This is a genomic window from Paenibacillus sp. FSL H8-0282 (assembly GCF_037963825.1).
GTDB lineage: Bacteria > Bacillota > Bacilli > Paenibacillales > Paenibacillaceae > Paenibacillus_AQ > Paenibacillus_AQ odorifer.
Genome location: NZ_CP150146.1, coordinates 2354636 through 2370061, shown reverse-complemented (window position 1 = coordinate 2370061; position 15426 = coordinate 2354636). Strand labels below are relative to the sequence as shown.

The window sequence follows — 15426 nt, the reverse complement described above, 5'->3', positions numbered from 1 at the left end:
GTTCCTCCTCCCTAAAATGAACTCAGCAGCAAATCCGAAACAAATTCAGCCGCATTTTTAATTTTTTGAACTTTCTCAGGCTCTTTCGGGGAAAATCTGATTCGTACAGGGAACTCTACATGTGTCATCCCCGTGGTTTTAATAACCTCAGATGTGCTTTGCACCGTCATGTTTGTTCCATTCAGATAATCCTGAATGACTTCAATGGCTTCACCACTCCAGCCGTAGGAGCCAAAGGCTGCAGCAAGTTTACCTTCCAGATTCATATTGTGCAATTCTTTCAGAATGTTCTCCAGGTTCCCAATCATGTCCGCGTATTTAGTGGAGCTGCCAATAAAGACCGCGTCCGCTGACGTTATGCTGTTCAGAATATCAGTGGCACTACTTTTATCTGCATCCCAGACCTCTGTCTCTATATTATTTTCCTGCAAGCAATCCTGTATGATTTTGGCCATCTTCTTGGTACTGTTTTTGATGGTGGTATATACGATGGTTGCCTTTTTTCCTTGCGTTGTTTCACGGCTCAATGTGGCGTACATCCCGATATATTTACGTATGTCCTTCCGGATCACAAATCCATGGGAAGGAGCGATCATCCGGATCTCAAGATCCTTAACAGCCTCTAACAGGGTTCTTACATATCTTCTGTGAGGATGAATAATTGCTGCGTAATAGCCCTCGAAATCTTCCGTAATATCAAACCCGGCTTCATCGCTGAATAGATTCTCCACCGCAACATGCGTGCTGAAAATATCACAAGGAAATAAGATTTGATCTTCGATACAATAGGTGATCATCGTTTCTGCGGTATGGAGATACGGTGTTTCTTTAAACAGCAGCGTTTTCCCGCCAATATCCAGCTTATCTCCGTCTTTAACCACCAGGAAGTTCCGGCTATGAAGCTTGTACATTTCCTGCAATTCGGGAACAGCAATCTCGGTGCATACGATCGTGGCATTTGCAGCCTTGGCAGCGAGAGCTGCCAGTCCACCAGAGTGATCAGGCTCTGTATGATTAATTACAATGTAATGGATATCTAGAAGATCAATCATTTCACCCAGACACTCGGCATATTCACGTCCGAATTCCATATCTACGGTATCAATGACAGTTGGCTTACCTGTTTTTAATAAATAAGAATTATAGGTAGTTCCTTTTGCCAGAATCAGGCGGTGAAATGGAACCTGGCGGTTATCGATTTTGCCTATCCAGTAAGTATCCTCGGCGATTTTTTTGAATTGTGTACTCATTTCTTTAACCTCCAATGTTTGATTGATAATGTTTATCAACAACCTTATTTTATTATGGCTGCCAAACAAAAAAGAGGATTTGAATCAAATTATAAAAGTTTGAAAAAAATGAATACCTTAAATTTAGACGATCTAAATAAAGTGATTATGCGTTGAGTCACATTTTAAATAAAAAGCCACACAAAGCCACACAAATGTTTGCACTTCGCCTTAAAGAAAGAATAACCCCTAACAACTTTATGCCATATCCTAATGAAAATAATAAAAAGGTGGATATCCATGACTGAAATACAAATAGCTGCTGTGGGAGATCTAATGGTCAAACGTTATATTATTTCGGATGCTAAACAGCCTGACGGAACCTATTCGTTCAGCCCCCTGTTTGCAAAAGTAGCTCCTTATCTGAAACAGGCTGATTTGACGATTGGCAATCTCGAAACCACCTTTGCTGGAAGCGGCCCCGAATGCCGGAAAAGCCCCCGATCAGGCGGTCCGATATTCAAATGTCCAGACGAACTGGCCCCTGCACTTAAGGAAGCCGGATTCGACGTATTAGTAACGGCCAACAATCATTGCATGGATTATGGTGCCCCGGGTCTGGTTCGGACGTTACGAGTTCTGGACCGTAATGGAATCGACCACACGGGAACAGCTAAATCATTAGAAGAATCCAAGAGAACGCTTATTAAAAACGTCAAAGGAATTACGATTGGCATCCTCTCCTACACAGCAGGAACCAACCGAATTCCTGTACCAGTGAGTAAGCCATGGCTGGTTAACCGGATATCTACGCCCAAGATCATTCGGGAGATTCGAGATTTAAAAAAGAAAGTCGATCTAGTCTTGCTTTATCTGCATTTCGGAAGCGAATATCGTTACACTCCAAACAAGAGGCAAAAAGAGCTGGTCAATCTCTTCTTTAAAAATGGCGCCGACATCATACTGGGGTCTCACCCACATGTTCTTCAACCGTTAGCGCTTCGTGGAAAAAAACAATTCGTTATTTACTCATTGGGGAATTTTGTTTCGACTAAACTAATGAATATTCCTTATACACAAAGCGGTATCATTCTTACGCTTAAAATAAAGAAGGATGAAAAAGGACACACGAGTATAACTAACGTAGGTTACATCCCGACTTGTGTAGATCGAAGAATAAAAAGCGGCAGGAAAATTACAGAGATCATCCCCATCCGCGACGCATTAAAGAGAAGCGACACCGACATAAAAACAGAACGGCGAAATCTCATGAATCGAATGTTGAAACATACGACAACAATCTTAAAGAGGGAATAGAGTCGTTACAGAAAAATAACGTTCCGCGGAATTTACCGCGGAACGTTATAGATTTAGACCTCAAAACTGTGTTTGGGTTTAGCGTAAACGATCAGGCATCATTAATTTAAGGAATTCTAGAATACCATTCTCTACTACGAGTTCTTCTCTATCTTGATCAGCAAGTACTCTTCTGATGATATCTTCTTTACCCTCCAGCACTTTACTTGTCCAATGAGGATCAATGATAAGAGATCGTCCTACTGCTACTAATTCAGCATTTGTCAACGTGTCCTCTGCGTCCTGTTTGGTACGGATATCTCCTACCCCAATTAAAGGTACACGGCCATTGATTTTCTCATGTACATATTGCAGGATTGATTTTTCTTTAAAATCTTCTGATGCAGATACTTTCTTAAAATCCCCTAATGAAATATGCAGATAATCCAGCTTTTTATCAGCTAATTTATCAATAAGATAAAAGGTATCGGTGATTTTAATTCCAGGCTCTTCATATTCTTCTGGAGAAAAACGATACCCGACAATAAAATCCTTAACCTTTGAATTGTCAACGACAGCAATAACTGCATCCACTAATTGGTTAATGAAATTAAATCTTTTCTCTAAGCTTCCGCCCCATTGATCTTCACGACGGTTGGAGTGTGGAGAGAAGAATTGTTGGATTAAATATGTGTTTGCTCCATGAATTTCTACCCCGTCAAATCCAGCTTGAATAGCACGTTGAGTCGCTTTTTTAAAATCCTCAATTACACCGAAAATTTCATCTTCTGTTAATGCTCTTGGAATTTCTGCATTCGGGCGTTCGGCAGCAATGGCGCTGGAGGAAACGGGTTGTACGCCACGCAATATTTTTGAATCTGTCATTCTTCCTGCATGGAATAGCTGTAAAATAGCCTTTGTTCCATTTCGTTTAATAGTAGATGCTAATCGGCTGAGGCTAGGAATAAATTCATCGGAGGAAACACTAAGTTCACCTTCCCATCCTTTTCCACCCTCTTGTACATTTGCTGCCGCAGTGATGACCGCACCTACTTCGCCCGTTCTTAGCGAATAGTATTTCAATTCATCTTGTGTTACTACACCGTCATAAAAGCTCATTCGCGTGGTCATTGGAGCCATAACCACTCGGTTTTTTAATGTCAGCCCTCTGCGAAAAGTTAATGCTGTGTCTAGTGCTATCATCTTTTTCCCAACTTTCATTAAATTATATTTAGATAAATTATTATATACATGCGCATACATATAAATTACAGCAATGATTTATTCTTGTCAACTAATAAAGAACTGCTGTTGGATACAACAAAAAGCGCTGTTCCGCTGAACAGCGCTTTTCGCTCGTTATGAATCGTCCTTATTATTCTAGTTCGGCCGGTTTTACAATGGCTGCACCTTTATTATTTTTGGAATATTTAGCTTCGATTTTCGTGGTGTATGTATCTTTGGCTCCATCACTTACCAGCACATAACTCAGATCGACTATCAGCTTTTCCGTTTGCCAGGTCTTAGTATTGACGAATAATTTCCACGTTACGCTTTTGGGTTGAACTGTCTCTCCATCCCAGAGGTTCTCCTGGTCATAGAGTTTGATTATCCCCTTAGCTGCTGTCGGATCGGTTACCGTGAATTGTAAGACTGTTTGTGCGCCAGCAGTGCTGACTTTCATGGATTTTTTATAACTTTTGACCGAATCAAGCATGGAAACAGGATCGTATTGGCCTTTAGAGTAAAAGGCATCCCATTCCGTTTTCTCCAGTCCAAGCCAATATTGTGCATCAGGATCGATTGGCTCCCCGTCATCGTCGTAACCTTCATCTTCAGATTCATCGATCAGTTCACTTCCGTCTACAAGATAGTAAAACTCCTTGTCATTGGCATATAGACTGTACGATGTTTCTAAAAGACTACTAGCGACAGTGCCTGCTGCGGCAAAATTCGGCAGACGGTTGATATCCAGCTTCAGAGTGTTGGTGTTGCTGATACGCACCCCGCCGCTTTGAATATCCTGTTTTTTGGTCACATCCAGATGGAAATTCTTTATTGCTTTGGAGGCTGCCGTTACTTTGCTGATCATCTGATCCGCGGTTACTACTGTTGAGGTAGCTGCTGACACTACTCCTGGATTAGACATCCATCCGATCGTTCCGGACAGCAATAAAGCACCTACTGCCAAACTAGTACCTATTGTTTTGAAAAAACTGTTCATGTACTTCCCCTTTCGGCCCCTTGCGATAATGTAACGCCGTATAGGTCGAAATAATAAAAGAGCTCAAAATAGACTACATATTCTTAGAGCTATCCTTTATGCTTCATAAGACATCCCTATGGCGGCCTGGCGATCATTTCCTTCTGTCGAAAGGCTTTAGACCCATGGCTTTGTGTCATCATCTTTCGATGATTTTACCTTTAACGCGGACATTCAATTAGTTTTAATAGATTACGGACGCATGTCCCACCGCTAATTTTATCATGGTTATAATTACCTGTAAACGACTTATCTTCCATTCGAATTCGCTATGATACTCAGAAGAAATACTACAATCAAAATGAAAAATGAACGATTACATACGCTTATAAGTCTTATTAATGAGAACAGTAAAGACAGGGGGTGCAGCAAAATGAGTGACCGGGAAATTTTCGAGCTCTATAAAGAACAAGTATATTATTTTTGTTACTACTTAATGAAAAATCAGGCAGATGCGGAGGATATTTCCCAAGAGGTATTTGTAAAAGTTATATTAGCGGATAAGTCGAAGGTAAGAAACTTGAAAGCTTGGATTTTACGAATTGCTTCGAATGAGTGCAACAGTGTGATCAAAAGGCGTAAGACGGGGTGGATGAAAGAAGTACGTAATTATTTACTATCCAGGTCTGAGGAATCAAACCCTGTAGAAAAACGTTTGGATCGACAGGAAACTAAAAAAGAATTACAAGGGTTATACAGTCAGCTTCCCGACAAAATCAGAATGGTAGTAGTCCTTCGTTTTATAAACGAATTGACTGTACCCGAGATCTCTAAAGTTATGAGCATACCCGAAGGAACTGTAAAATCCAGACTGAACAAGGGACTTAAAATACTAAATAGAATGGGTGGAACCCAACTAAAGGAGCTGAATAGTAATGAGTCTGTATATTGAAAAAGATAAACATATTCCCCGACCGGATTATGATTTGATGTGGACTGCCATAGAACAAGAAGCTTATACACGTCAAAGAAATCTGCATGCCTCCCAGAATACTCCTAGGTCTAATAAAAAGGTTATTCCTATCAGTATTGTCTTCTCTTGCCTCTTACTTGTAGCCATTCCTGTATTCGCTAGTATGACGATTAATTGGGATAAAATTGGTGGTCGAAGTGTGAGCAATGCATTAAATAACGGCATCGGTCAACAGTATAATCTTCAAACTTCCAGTTCAGGAGTAACAATGAATTTGAACGGTGTTGTAACTGATGGAGAAAAAATGAAAATGCTGTTATCACTTGATACTAAATCTGATCTATCCAAATATACTGGATTTGCTACAGAGGAAAACATCATGACTAATGAATCCGGTGCCAAGGCAAAGGTATACGGTTATTTAGAATACGATCCTGAAAGCCAGAAACTCATTGGAGTATATGAGACACCTGATACATTAAAGGATGATAAAAAGGACTACAGGTTTGAAGCACGGAATCTCATTTTTTACCGTGATCAGAATATTCCCTTACAATCTAATCATCAAGCAGGGGATACTATCGATACTGGAGTTAAGCAATATCCAAGCATTCAAATCGAATCCGTTCGACAGGTTTCCAATCAAACCATTATCCGTTACAAAGTCGCTGCATCACCATCTGACTTAGGACGGGGTAATCCACATTTGGTAGTTAGTACTGGTGGTCAAAAGAATGAAGCAATTCCAACCATCATGCCTAACGAAGGATCGGATTTATTTATTGAACAGGTTTTCAATATAACTGAATCAGATTGGAAGGAAGCTAGTCTTCATTTTAGTTACATTGAAGAAGCGAAACGATTTTCAGGTACGTGGAAGTTCGATTTTAACGCAGATGGAAAAAAAGCAAGTGAGGCGATTTACACTAAGAAACTGTATAACAGTCCTGAATTTCAAGAAAAGACCGGTATAACCTTAGATCAGCTAGTGGTTACCCCTTTGGATATCCAAATTCTAATAGATGAAAATGATTCGCTTAAAAAAGGAATTGTCCACTATAATACCGCTCAGTTGGTTATAGATGATCAAACAATCACTGGGGGTTGGAATTTGAAAGGAGATCTTTCCGAAAGCTACCAGCATTTTTTTCAATTCGAATCTCCGGAATGGTATAACGACTGGTCCGATGTTCCAATGAAACTTATATTAAAGGATGCTGTCATTGAGAAACGTGATACTACTAAGAATTGGATCACTATAAACAAACCTAAAGAAGAAAAGCAGTTCACTTCACTTGATGTCGATGGGTTAAAAATTGAATTCACTTACTATACTGAGGGCGAAAATTTGATTGTCGAATCAACATCCAAATCTTCTGGCTTCAAAAGCGTTAACCAAACTACGTTACGGATTAATGGCAAAGAAGTGGTGCCTGAAATTACACCTAAGGGCATGATATCTACAGGAACTAATATTGATAGCTACAAAGATATCCCTTTCGACGAAAAAATCGAACTGAACCCTGGTATCTATAAATATAGCGATCCTAGCCGGAACGAGGAAATTAAACTTTAATGCAGGAAGTTAATCTATGTCCCGCCCTTTCTAGTTAATCCTAAGGGCGGGTTATTTATGGATAAAATCATTTCTGTTTAGGTATCTCTTTTATTTCCTTCACAACAAAAAAAGCATAGAACGGACTCAAGTCCGCTTTATGCTTTCCATTATTAAGATAAACAATATTTAACCAGCGCATCTCGCACACCATGCTCGTTGTTAGACCCCGTGACAGCATTCGCTGCCGCTTTGACCTCAACCGGAGAATTATCCATCGCAACGCCCATACCCGCGTATGTAAGCATAGAAATATCATTAAAATAATTACCGATCGAAAGAACTTCCTCTTGCGGAATTTCCAGCTTCACAGCCAGATTCTTTAAGGCGTTGCCCTTGGAGGCTTCCGGATGCATCAAGTCAACGAAAAATTCACCACTGCGCAAAATATTGTACTCATGGGTCCAAGTACGCCATTCACGTTCAGCTTCGTCAAGGATTTCTGGTTGTGTAAATACAGTAAACTTAACAACCGGTTCACGGAAATCTTCCCATGCTGGCAGTGTAGCCGGCACGATACGGAAGTGTTCATACATATAATTGGCTTCTTTGGTCAGGTTTTCTACATTATCTACATACATATCAAAAGCCGTATTCACATCATAATGAATATCATGCTTTCTACAATAATCAATATAAGGGTCAAGACCACGAGCATCCATACCGTATTGATGCAGCACTTCCCGATCTTTCACACGAACCGTAGCAGCTCCATTATGACCCAGCACATAACCAGACAGCCCCATTTCCTCCATAAAAGGAATCGAGTTCTGCGGACTGCGGCCGGTACATAACACGATCTGCCCGCCAAGACGCGTAACCTCAGCAATGGCTTCTTTATTCTCAGTGCTCAAGTGGTGATCATCATTCAACAGTGTACCATCTACATCTAGTGCAATCAGTTTGTATCTCATACTCCCACCATCCTTGTCTTTCTTTTTCTATATATATTGAACCTGGCTATTTGAGTTAAGTTTCAGTCGCAACTGCGGTTAATATTTGGACTTCCAGCCGCTGTTGTTTCCAGATTTCTTGATTTATACCGTTTACTAGTGGTTGAAATCCGGAAACAAAGGCGGTCGCTATCGCTTTTACAGTTCCAAATTTCCCCTCCGCCACTCCATTCCCTTATCCCAAGTTTCCAAATTCAATTTACATACCATTTTTTCTCTATATTATTGTTCTAATGCTTCTGTACTTAAGAGTGCCAGTTCCTCTAGCGTAAGTTCACGACTAGCTCCCAGTGGCAGGCTTTCGTCCAGCTTCAATTCTCCCATAGATACTCGTTTCAGAAAAGTGACTTTTTTGCCGACAGCTTGGAACATTCGCTTCACCTGGTGAAACTTTCCTTCTGTGATGATCAGCGAAATATGTGAGATTACTTTACTGCCGCGTTCTCTTCCCAATATAGTTAGCTGTGCAGGTAAAGTAACATATCCATCTTCCAGCTCAACACCTGCCGCAAAAGCCGCTACATCGTCTGCATCTACGTCTCCCTCAACTGTAGCTTCATACGTCTTAGGGACATGCTTGCGTGGCGATAGTAGCTCGTGAGCAAGCTTTCCATCATTCGTGAGCAGAAGCAGCCCTACTGTGTCCTTATCTAACCTACCTACAGGAAAAGGTTCAAACTGTACATATTCCTGCTTTAAAAGATCCAGAACGGTCCGATCCCGCTTGTCCTCTGTTGCCGACAGGACTCCCGGTGGCTTATTCATCATAAGATAAATAAATTCACGATAGGTAACAAGCTCGCCGCCAACCACAATTTTATCGTGATACGGGTCTACATGAAATCCACTATCCTTGACGACTGCACCATTCACGGTAATTAAACCTTGCTTGGCTTGTTTACGAATATCGCTGCGTGATCCTACCCCCATATGGGACAATACTTTATCTAAACGCTGCTTTTTTGCAGTTTTCCCTGATAGGCTCATTCTTACATCCACCTCCAGCCTGCGGGATATTCATTCTTGAGCACACCGTCCTGCCACTTCCCCCAGCCTGCACTATAACCATCTATGCAGACCAGTACGTATCCTTTTTGGGTAGTTCCTATTTTAATAGAGAGACGTTCTTGACTAATCAACAATGTCTCTCCTTTAAGATAGGAAATAGCTTCATTACTCGTACTGGAAAGTGAGACACTTCGGCAGCTCTCTTCAGGGTGTAACGCGGTAGCCATTGGATGTCCTGGGATAAATCTGCCGTTACGGACATGTCCTACATACCATCCTGGACGAATCGCCTTTAATCCATTTAATCTTTCCTTAGGTAGTGGGGAGATGTACAGATGATCACCGAAGAAAATCGGATACCCTTTTGGCTCCCAGCCAAGCTGGTCTTTTATAAAATCTCCATATGCAGCCAAGGCTTGCTCTTCTCCTGAACCTTGACGGCCACGTTCAGCGCCAGCAGCAGATTTATTAGAGAACTTACCTTCTTTCCCTCGTCTGGCTTCTGGTTTGTTTGCGGATTTAATATGAGCAGTGCCTTTTTTATTCGTATTCCGTGTAACTGCACTCAACTTAACTTCGGCTTGATCACGTTCCTCTGCAGATACCTTTGGCCCCACATGCTGCAGCACAGCCATGAAATGTCCTTCACCTTTTACTTTATGCGGCCATAGTCTTGCTGTCCCTGATAGTTCTCCAAAACCAGGAGCAAATGAGCCAGTGCCTCCAACTGTAATCACCGAAAACTGTGGATGTTCAGAAATAAACTCCGATATAATTTCTTCATTTTCTTCTGTAGCAAATGTACAGGTTGAATAGACAAGTGTACCTCCCGGTGCCAACGCTGTTGCAGCAGAACGTAAAATATCCCGCTGCATGGCTGCATATTTGGCAGGTGTACCTGAATCCCACTGCTTCACCATGTCTTCATCTTTACGGAACATCCCTTCACCTGAGCAAGGAGCATCAATCAAGATTTTGTCAAAATAAAGCGGGAATGCCGCTGCAATATGATCTGGACTTTCGTTTAGTACGATACCGTTGCGCACCCCATATAGCTCTAGATTTTTGGCTAAGGCTTTCGTGCGTTCTGGATGAAGATCATTGGTAACCAACAAGCCTTCTCCTGAGAGCTTGGCAGAAATCTGTGTGGATTTGCCCCCAGGTGCAGCGCATAAATCAAGGACACGATCTCCTGGCTGTACATCAAGCAGTTCCACAGGTGCCATAGCGCTTGGCTCTTGAATGTAATACAATCCCGCGTGATAATGTGGATGTTTACCTGGTCTGGCCCCATCCTCTGTATAGAATCCGGTTGGACACCACGGAATGGGTTCCAGCTCTAAAGTGGAAAGAGCTTGCAATTTCTCCACTGAAATTTTCAAGGTATTAACACGAACGCCTCCGTTAGGGGTCTCCTTGTACGAATCCGCAAATTGATTATAATCCGTTCCCAGCAAGTCCATCATACGCTCGCTGAAAGAACTGGGCAGTTGTGCCGCCATGATGCCGTCCTCCTGATAGTACTGCTAAAATTTAGGTGTTTAAAGATTCAAGGAACACCCTTACGGGTGTTCCTTTGGCAATACTCATTTATAGAGGATCATTATTTACGATGAGAAGAGGTCGGTCTTTGAGGACCTCGTCGTTGAGGATTATTCGGTGTGATCACCTCAGCCGCAGAGTTCACTTCATCCGCTAGACCTTGATCAATGATTTCTATAGTCAGATCATAATAAGAAAATGGCTGCTGCTCACACGACTCCATGCGGCGAACATAATCCTTCACTTCCACCACTAGCTTAGCCAAATTAATGCCGAGTGTCACTGCTGAATATTCTTCCAGCTTGGCAGCAGCCCCGCTTAGCATAATCGTTGCACCACGCATATTATTATTACGGCAATGGTACAACCCAACAGCTACTTGGAGAAGTGCTTTGTACAATGGGTCGCGTTGCTTGGCAAGCCATAGCTCTTCGAGCACCTCGTGACATTCGAAATAATCCCGGTCACGATTAAAGTACACTAGATACGCCAAGTACAACGGATCATAAGCCATCCGGCAAACTATCCTTTTTAGCTGCGGAGAGAAGTCCCCGTACATGATCCAGAAGCTCCTTCATCGCTTCCATGTCCTGAGCCTGCCATATTTCGTTAAATCGAGCCTGAGTATCTATAGCCTCATTCACCAAATGATAGAAATACAATTGATGAATAGATTTGAGAATTTGAGTCGTCATATTCGAGTTTTCCTCGAAGGTCTTTTGCGCTTCCAGGATTTCATCACGAATACTGGACATTTCGCTGTCCAAGATGGAGGCTGCTTCAGCTGCGGTTTTCAGGCGCACTCGCATTTCATCCGGTAAGCTTTCCCGATATTTATAATTCAGAGAGTGCTCTATGGTTGCCCAGAAATTCATAGCTAGTGTACGAATTTGGATCTCTGCGAGCACTATTTTTTGTCCCAGAGCTGTCTGCACAGGATATTTAATAATCATATGAAAGCTGCGATACCCGCTCTCTTTATAATTGGTGATGTAATCCTTCTCATACAGGACTTCAAGATCCTTACGAGCCCGGATATATTCGGCCACTCTGCGGATATCCTCCACGAACTGGCACATAATCCGGATCCCGGCTATATCTTCAATGCCTGTCTCCAGATCCTCCATCTTCACATTCAGGCGCTTAGCCTTCTCCAAAATGCTTGACAGCCGCTTTACACGACCAGTTACGAATTCAATCGGCGTGTATTCCTCTCTTTTCTTCAACTCCGAACGCATTGTTTTGAATTTAACTTTCAATTCTTCCACAGTCTGTTCATATGGAAGCAAAAAAGTTCCCCAGTCCCTGCCGTCCATCGCCTTCGTCCTCCTGTCCTTTCGACTCCTTCAATCAGTGATGATCAGCACCCACTGCTTCAGAGATATGACTGAATCCGTCCCGCCGTAAGAGCTGCCGTAATCCGGCATGCAGCCTGCGGTTAACCTCCGGTCCTTCGTAGATGAGTGCTGTATAAATTTCGACCAGACTTGCGCCTGCTCTTATCTTGTCATACGCATCCTGACTGGTGAATATGCCCCCTGAACCTATGATCGGCATCTTCCCTTCAGTCTGGCGATAAATCCTACGAATGATTTCCGTTGACCGGTCACGAAGTGGCTTACCGCTTAATCCACCTGTCTCATTAGCCTTTTCATGACTAAGTCCATCCCGGTTCAATGTAGTATTCGTAGCAATAATACCATCCATACCAGCTTCTGTCAGTGATTGAACCATATACTCCAACTCAGAGTCACTTACATCTGGAGCAATCTTAACCAACAAGCTCTTATTCAGGCCTGTGGCTTTACGCTGAATCTCCATTTCTTCCTTTACTTGTGCCAGCAGGAACGCTAATTCGCTGCCATGCTGGAGACTGCGCAGCCCCGGTGTATTTGGTGAGCTGATATTGACCACAAAAAAATCACCGTACGGATAAAGCGTACGGATACACTGACGATAATCTTCATGAGCCGCTTCATTACTAGTTATTTTATTCCGTCCAATATTTACTGCTATTGGAACTCTGCGATTTTTTAATTTTTTTAGACGCTCTGCCATAGCGTCAGCCCCTTCGTTATTGAAGCCCATACGATTGATCAGAGCTTCATCAGAGGGAAGACGGAACAAACGCGGGCTATCATTACCCGGCTGACCCTTAGGGGTAACCGTCCCCACTTCCATAAATCCGAATCCGATCGAAGAGAATCCAGAAACGGCCTCGGCATTCTTATCCAAGCCTGCTGCCAGTCCAACTGGAGTCGGAAAATGTATGCCAAACAGATCAACTGCTAAATCTGCCGTTTCAGGAACGCCATACATTAAACGCAATGCCGCGCTTCCCCCTGGAACTGATGATGATTTATCCAATCCACCTATGACGAGATGGTGAGCCTTCTCAGGGTCCAGCTTAAAGAAAATTGGTTTACCAAAATTACGATACAACACCGTTCTCGCTCCTTAAGGGGTACTTCACTAATCCACGTGTCTACCCGATTCTGTAGGTTTCTTCTTAATTTTAGCCTTTTCTTGAACAAAAGAAAAGCATTTTACCCTGTAAGTGTGCAGAGAGCTTAACCCAAAGTATAGTAATTTTCTTGTAAACGCATTACAATATAGGGGTAATCAGCGATTAAGAGAGAAAGAAGGTATGCTGGATGTCAACTAAACGTAAACCACCAACTTTGCAGCAAAAGAAAGAAGAAGTTAATCGTAAAGCGCTAATGTGGATCGGCGTAAGTTTAACTTTACTAATTCTTCTCATCATCGTTCTGTTTATAGTTGCCGGGAACTAATTCAGCCAGTGGTATACTTTGTGGGGGTTGGTCTGATCATATGGAGCAGCAGGGTTGAAGCGTTTCGCCGGCAGCAGCTGCTTGTCAGGCAGAACCCCTTTACTAATCACCACTTTTGTTCCTTTTGGAATCATAGCGAATAGTTCTTCCACATCTTCTCGACTCATCCGAATACAGCCAAGGGATTCATCCTTGCCGACACTTTCTGGCTCATTGGTGCCATGAATAGCATAATTACTATCTGAAAGTTGTAGTCCGCGGCTTCCGAACTCCCCATTATCATGACCGTTTGGATTGACCACTTTATCTGTAATGATGAAATTGCCTTCCGGAGTCTTGTCTCCCCCAAGCCCTACCTCATAATTTCGTAGAATAACAGAGCCGCTGACTACTGCCAAGCGGTGTTTTTGTTTATCCACAATCACTCTAAGCGGCTGGTCAAAAAAAGGAACGCCCTTTCCACTACTTCCACTCTCGCTTAACGCCGTCGGTATGCCCATTCCCGCCTCAGCAGTTGAGCTTGGAGGCTCACCCGCAACTTCCGGTGTACCCAGTGCCTTAGCAGTTGCTATTTCCTTAAGAGATTTGAACTCACGTTTCATAACTGGTGTCGTCCCGCCAATCCAATTTTCCGGAAAAGGTCTGGTCAATTCCGCCAAAGAAGCCGGAAGCTTGCCTTTATGATTCTGATAAGACCTCATTGCACTCCATAATGTAGCTAGCTCCTCTTGATCCCCCTGCCACTTAGCTGCATCCACCGCAAGTTCCCCTTGCTCTGGCGGTTCGCATGCACATGCCGCTGGATCATAGGATTGGTATACCAACCGTCCGTTCCCATTCTTCTGCAGTGTGGAATTAAGCGGAAGCTTCTCTTTCCACAGCAGCCACTTCCCTTCCCGCTCCATGCCCAAAATAGCAGCTTGAAACGGTTCCTCGCGCATTAGCATAGTTGCCATCAGCTTCCCTGACGAAGCCGAAGCTCCACTCTCTTGCGCTGTATACATCATTTTTCGTGCCTCTAGAACGGGTTCCTTCTTAACATCTTTTTGGTCAAGCGGATCTTTGACTTCAGAAGCAACCGTGTCTTGGACCATTTCCTGATCTTCCGCAATATCTAGACCCGGAGCCACAGCCGATGGCACCATAACCAGTAATAGAAGCATCAGCCCAAGCATAATGTAGCGGAATCTTTGCTGCCTTCGGTCCCGCTGGCGGCTTGCCTGAAGCAGCCCTTCCTCATATTCCCGTAGCGTTTCCGCAGGCACCTTACTATGCTCGAAAGCTTCATATACTTCTCCAGCCTGATTGAAGCAATAGTTAGCTTTCCCCTGTTGACCGTTCTTATAGTATTCCTTACCCAGCAAGTACCATGCCATCTTATTGTCTGGATGCATCTGTACATATGCTTTGAGGTGCTGAGAATTTTTCATCGGAACCTCCGAAATTTTATAATTCCTTCCTACATTAATATCGGTCAGACATCGCAAAAAAGACATCCCTAGCTGAACAAAAGTTCGCGAGAGATGTCTTTATGTTGTGCTAGAAGTTACAAAATCCCGGCTAATTAGCCCTCTTTGTTAAAAGGCTCATCCGCAATTTTAATAGAGTCGGTTGGGCATCCATCACAAGAATCCTGGAGATCATCAAACAAATCATCCGGAATCGCTGTGATGCCGTGGTTTCCGTCATTTTCATAAATAACTTCTGCCAAACCTTCGTCATCGTAATCAAAAATATCAGGAGCCGTTGCGCCACATGCACCGCAAGCGATACAAGTGTCTTTTTCGACCCAAGTGTACTTAGCCATTTTATCTC

Annotated in this window: 15 protein-coding genes and 1 riboswitch; of the genes, 4 read left to right on the top strand and 11 right to left on the bottom strand. The window is 42.8% G+C overall.

The window, feature by feature from the left end:
• Positions 1-11: 11 nt before the first annotated feature.
• On the bottom strand, positions 12-1250 hold the full coding sequence (locus NST94_RS10200; RefSeq protein WP_036689344.1) for an FprA family A-type flavoprotein: 1239 nt from the start codon (positions 1248-1250) through the stop codon (positions 12-14).
• 279 nt (positions 1251-1529) lie between these two features.
• On the opposite strand from NST94_RS10200, the gene NST94_RS10195 reads away from it, so the two are divergent.
• Positions 1530-2546 carry a CapA family protein gene (locus tag NST94_RS10195; RefSeq protein WP_076130122.1) on the top strand — a complete coding sequence of 339 codons (1017 nt, stop codon included), beginning with the start codon at positions 1530-1532 and terminating at the stop codon, positions 2544-2546.
• Between the two features lie 78 nt (positions 2547-2624).
• On the opposite strand, the gene NST94_RS10190 is transcribed toward NST94_RS10195, so the two are convergent.
• Positions 2625-3746: an NADH-dependent flavin oxidoreductase gene (locus tag NST94_RS10190; RefSeq protein WP_339281918.1), complete on the bottom strand. Its 1122-nt coding sequence runs from the start codon at positions 3744-3746 to the stop codon at positions 2625-2627.
• Positions 3747-3900: 154 nt separating this feature from the next.
• Complete coding sequence (locus tag NST94_RS10185; RefSeq protein WP_076301216.1) at positions 3901-4749, bottom strand: DUF6612 family protein; 849 nt, start codon at positions 4747-4749, stop codon at positions 3901-3903.
• Positions 4750-4866: 117 nt separating this feature from the next.
• A riboswitch (cyclic di-GMP riboswitch) is annotated at positions 4867-4958 on the bottom strand.
• 203 nt (positions 4959-5161) lie between these two features.
• Here NST94_RS10185 and NST94_RS10180 point away from each other — a divergent pair.
• Entirely contained in the window at positions 5162-5680 is a 519-nt protein-coding gene (locus NST94_RS10180) for an RNA polymerase sigma factor (RefSeq protein ID WP_076301217.1), read from the top strand.
• Positions 5664-7277, top strand: coding sequence for a DUF4179 domain-containing protein (locus NST94_RS10175; RefSeq protein WP_076301218.1), 1614 nt, complete (start codon positions 5664-5666; stop codon positions 7275-7277). Before NST94_RS10180 ends, NST94_RS10175 begins: the two co-directional genes overlap by 17 nt.
• 152 nt (positions 7278-7429) lie before the next feature.
• On the opposite strand, the gene NST94_RS10170 is transcribed toward NST94_RS10175, so the two are convergent.
• The 6 genes from NST94_RS10170 to NST94_RS10145 form a co-directional block, all read right to left on the bottom strand.
• On the bottom strand, positions 7430-8230 hold the full coding sequence (locus NST94_RS10170; RefSeq protein WP_339281917.1) for a Cof-type HAD-IIB family hydrolase: 801 nt from the start codon (positions 8228-8230) through the stop codon (positions 7430-7432).
• A 261-nt stretch (positions 8231-8491) separates the two neighbouring features.
• Positions 8492-9256, bottom strand: a complete 765-nt coding sequence (locus tag NST94_RS10165) for a pseudouridine synthase (protein ID WP_076186699.1) — start codon at positions 9254-9256, stop codon at positions 8492-8494.
• 2 nt (positions 9257-9258) lie between these two features.
• Positions 9259-10779: an RsmB/NOP family class I SAM-dependent RNA methyltransferase gene (locus tag NST94_RS10160; protein ID WP_339281916.1), complete on the bottom strand. Its 1521-nt coding sequence runs from the start codon at positions 10777-10779 to the stop codon at positions 9259-9261.
• Positions 10780-10880: 101 nt separating this feature from the next.
• Positions 10881-11333, bottom strand: a complete 453-nt coding sequence (locus tag NST94_RS10155) for a DUF309 domain-containing protein (protein WP_076130116.1) — start codon at positions 11331-11333, stop codon at positions 10881-10883.
• Positions 11323-12135: a GTP pyrophosphokinase family protein gene (locus tag NST94_RS10150; RefSeq protein ID WP_036689325.1), complete on the bottom strand. Its 813-nt coding sequence runs from the start codon at positions 12133-12135 to the stop codon at positions 11323-11325. The genes NST94_RS10155 and NST94_RS10150 overlap by 11 nt, the downstream gene beginning before the upstream one ends.
• 34 nt (positions 12136-12169) lie before the next feature.
• Positions 12170-13264: a quinone-dependent dihydroorotate dehydrogenase gene (locus NST94_RS10145; RefSeq protein WP_076130115.1), complete on the bottom strand. Its 1095-nt coding sequence runs from the start codon at positions 13262-13264 to the stop codon at positions 12170-12172.
• Positions 13265-13473: 209 nt separating this feature from the next.
• On the opposite strand from NST94_RS10145, the gene NST94_RS10140 reads away from it, so the two are divergent.
• A complete protein-coding gene (locus tag NST94_RS10140; RefSeq protein WP_167348489.1) occupies positions 13474-13611 on the top strand; it encodes a hypothetical protein in 138 nt (45 codons plus the stop codon).
• Here the strand turns inward: NST94_RS10140 and NST94_RS10135 are convergent.
• Positions 13608-15041, bottom strand: a complete 1434-nt coding sequence (locus NST94_RS10135; protein ID WP_076130114.1) for a L,D-transpeptidase — start codon at positions 15039-15041, stop codon at positions 13608-13610. The genes NST94_RS10140 and NST94_RS10135 overlap by 4 nt on opposite strands.
• 134 nt (positions 15042-15175) lie before the next feature.
• Positions 15176-15418: a ferredoxin gene (locus NST94_RS10130; RefSeq protein ID WP_036689316.1), complete on the bottom strand. Its 243-nt coding sequence runs from the start codon at positions 15416-15418 to the stop codon at positions 15176-15178.
• Positions 15419-15426: the final 8 nt, after the last annotated feature.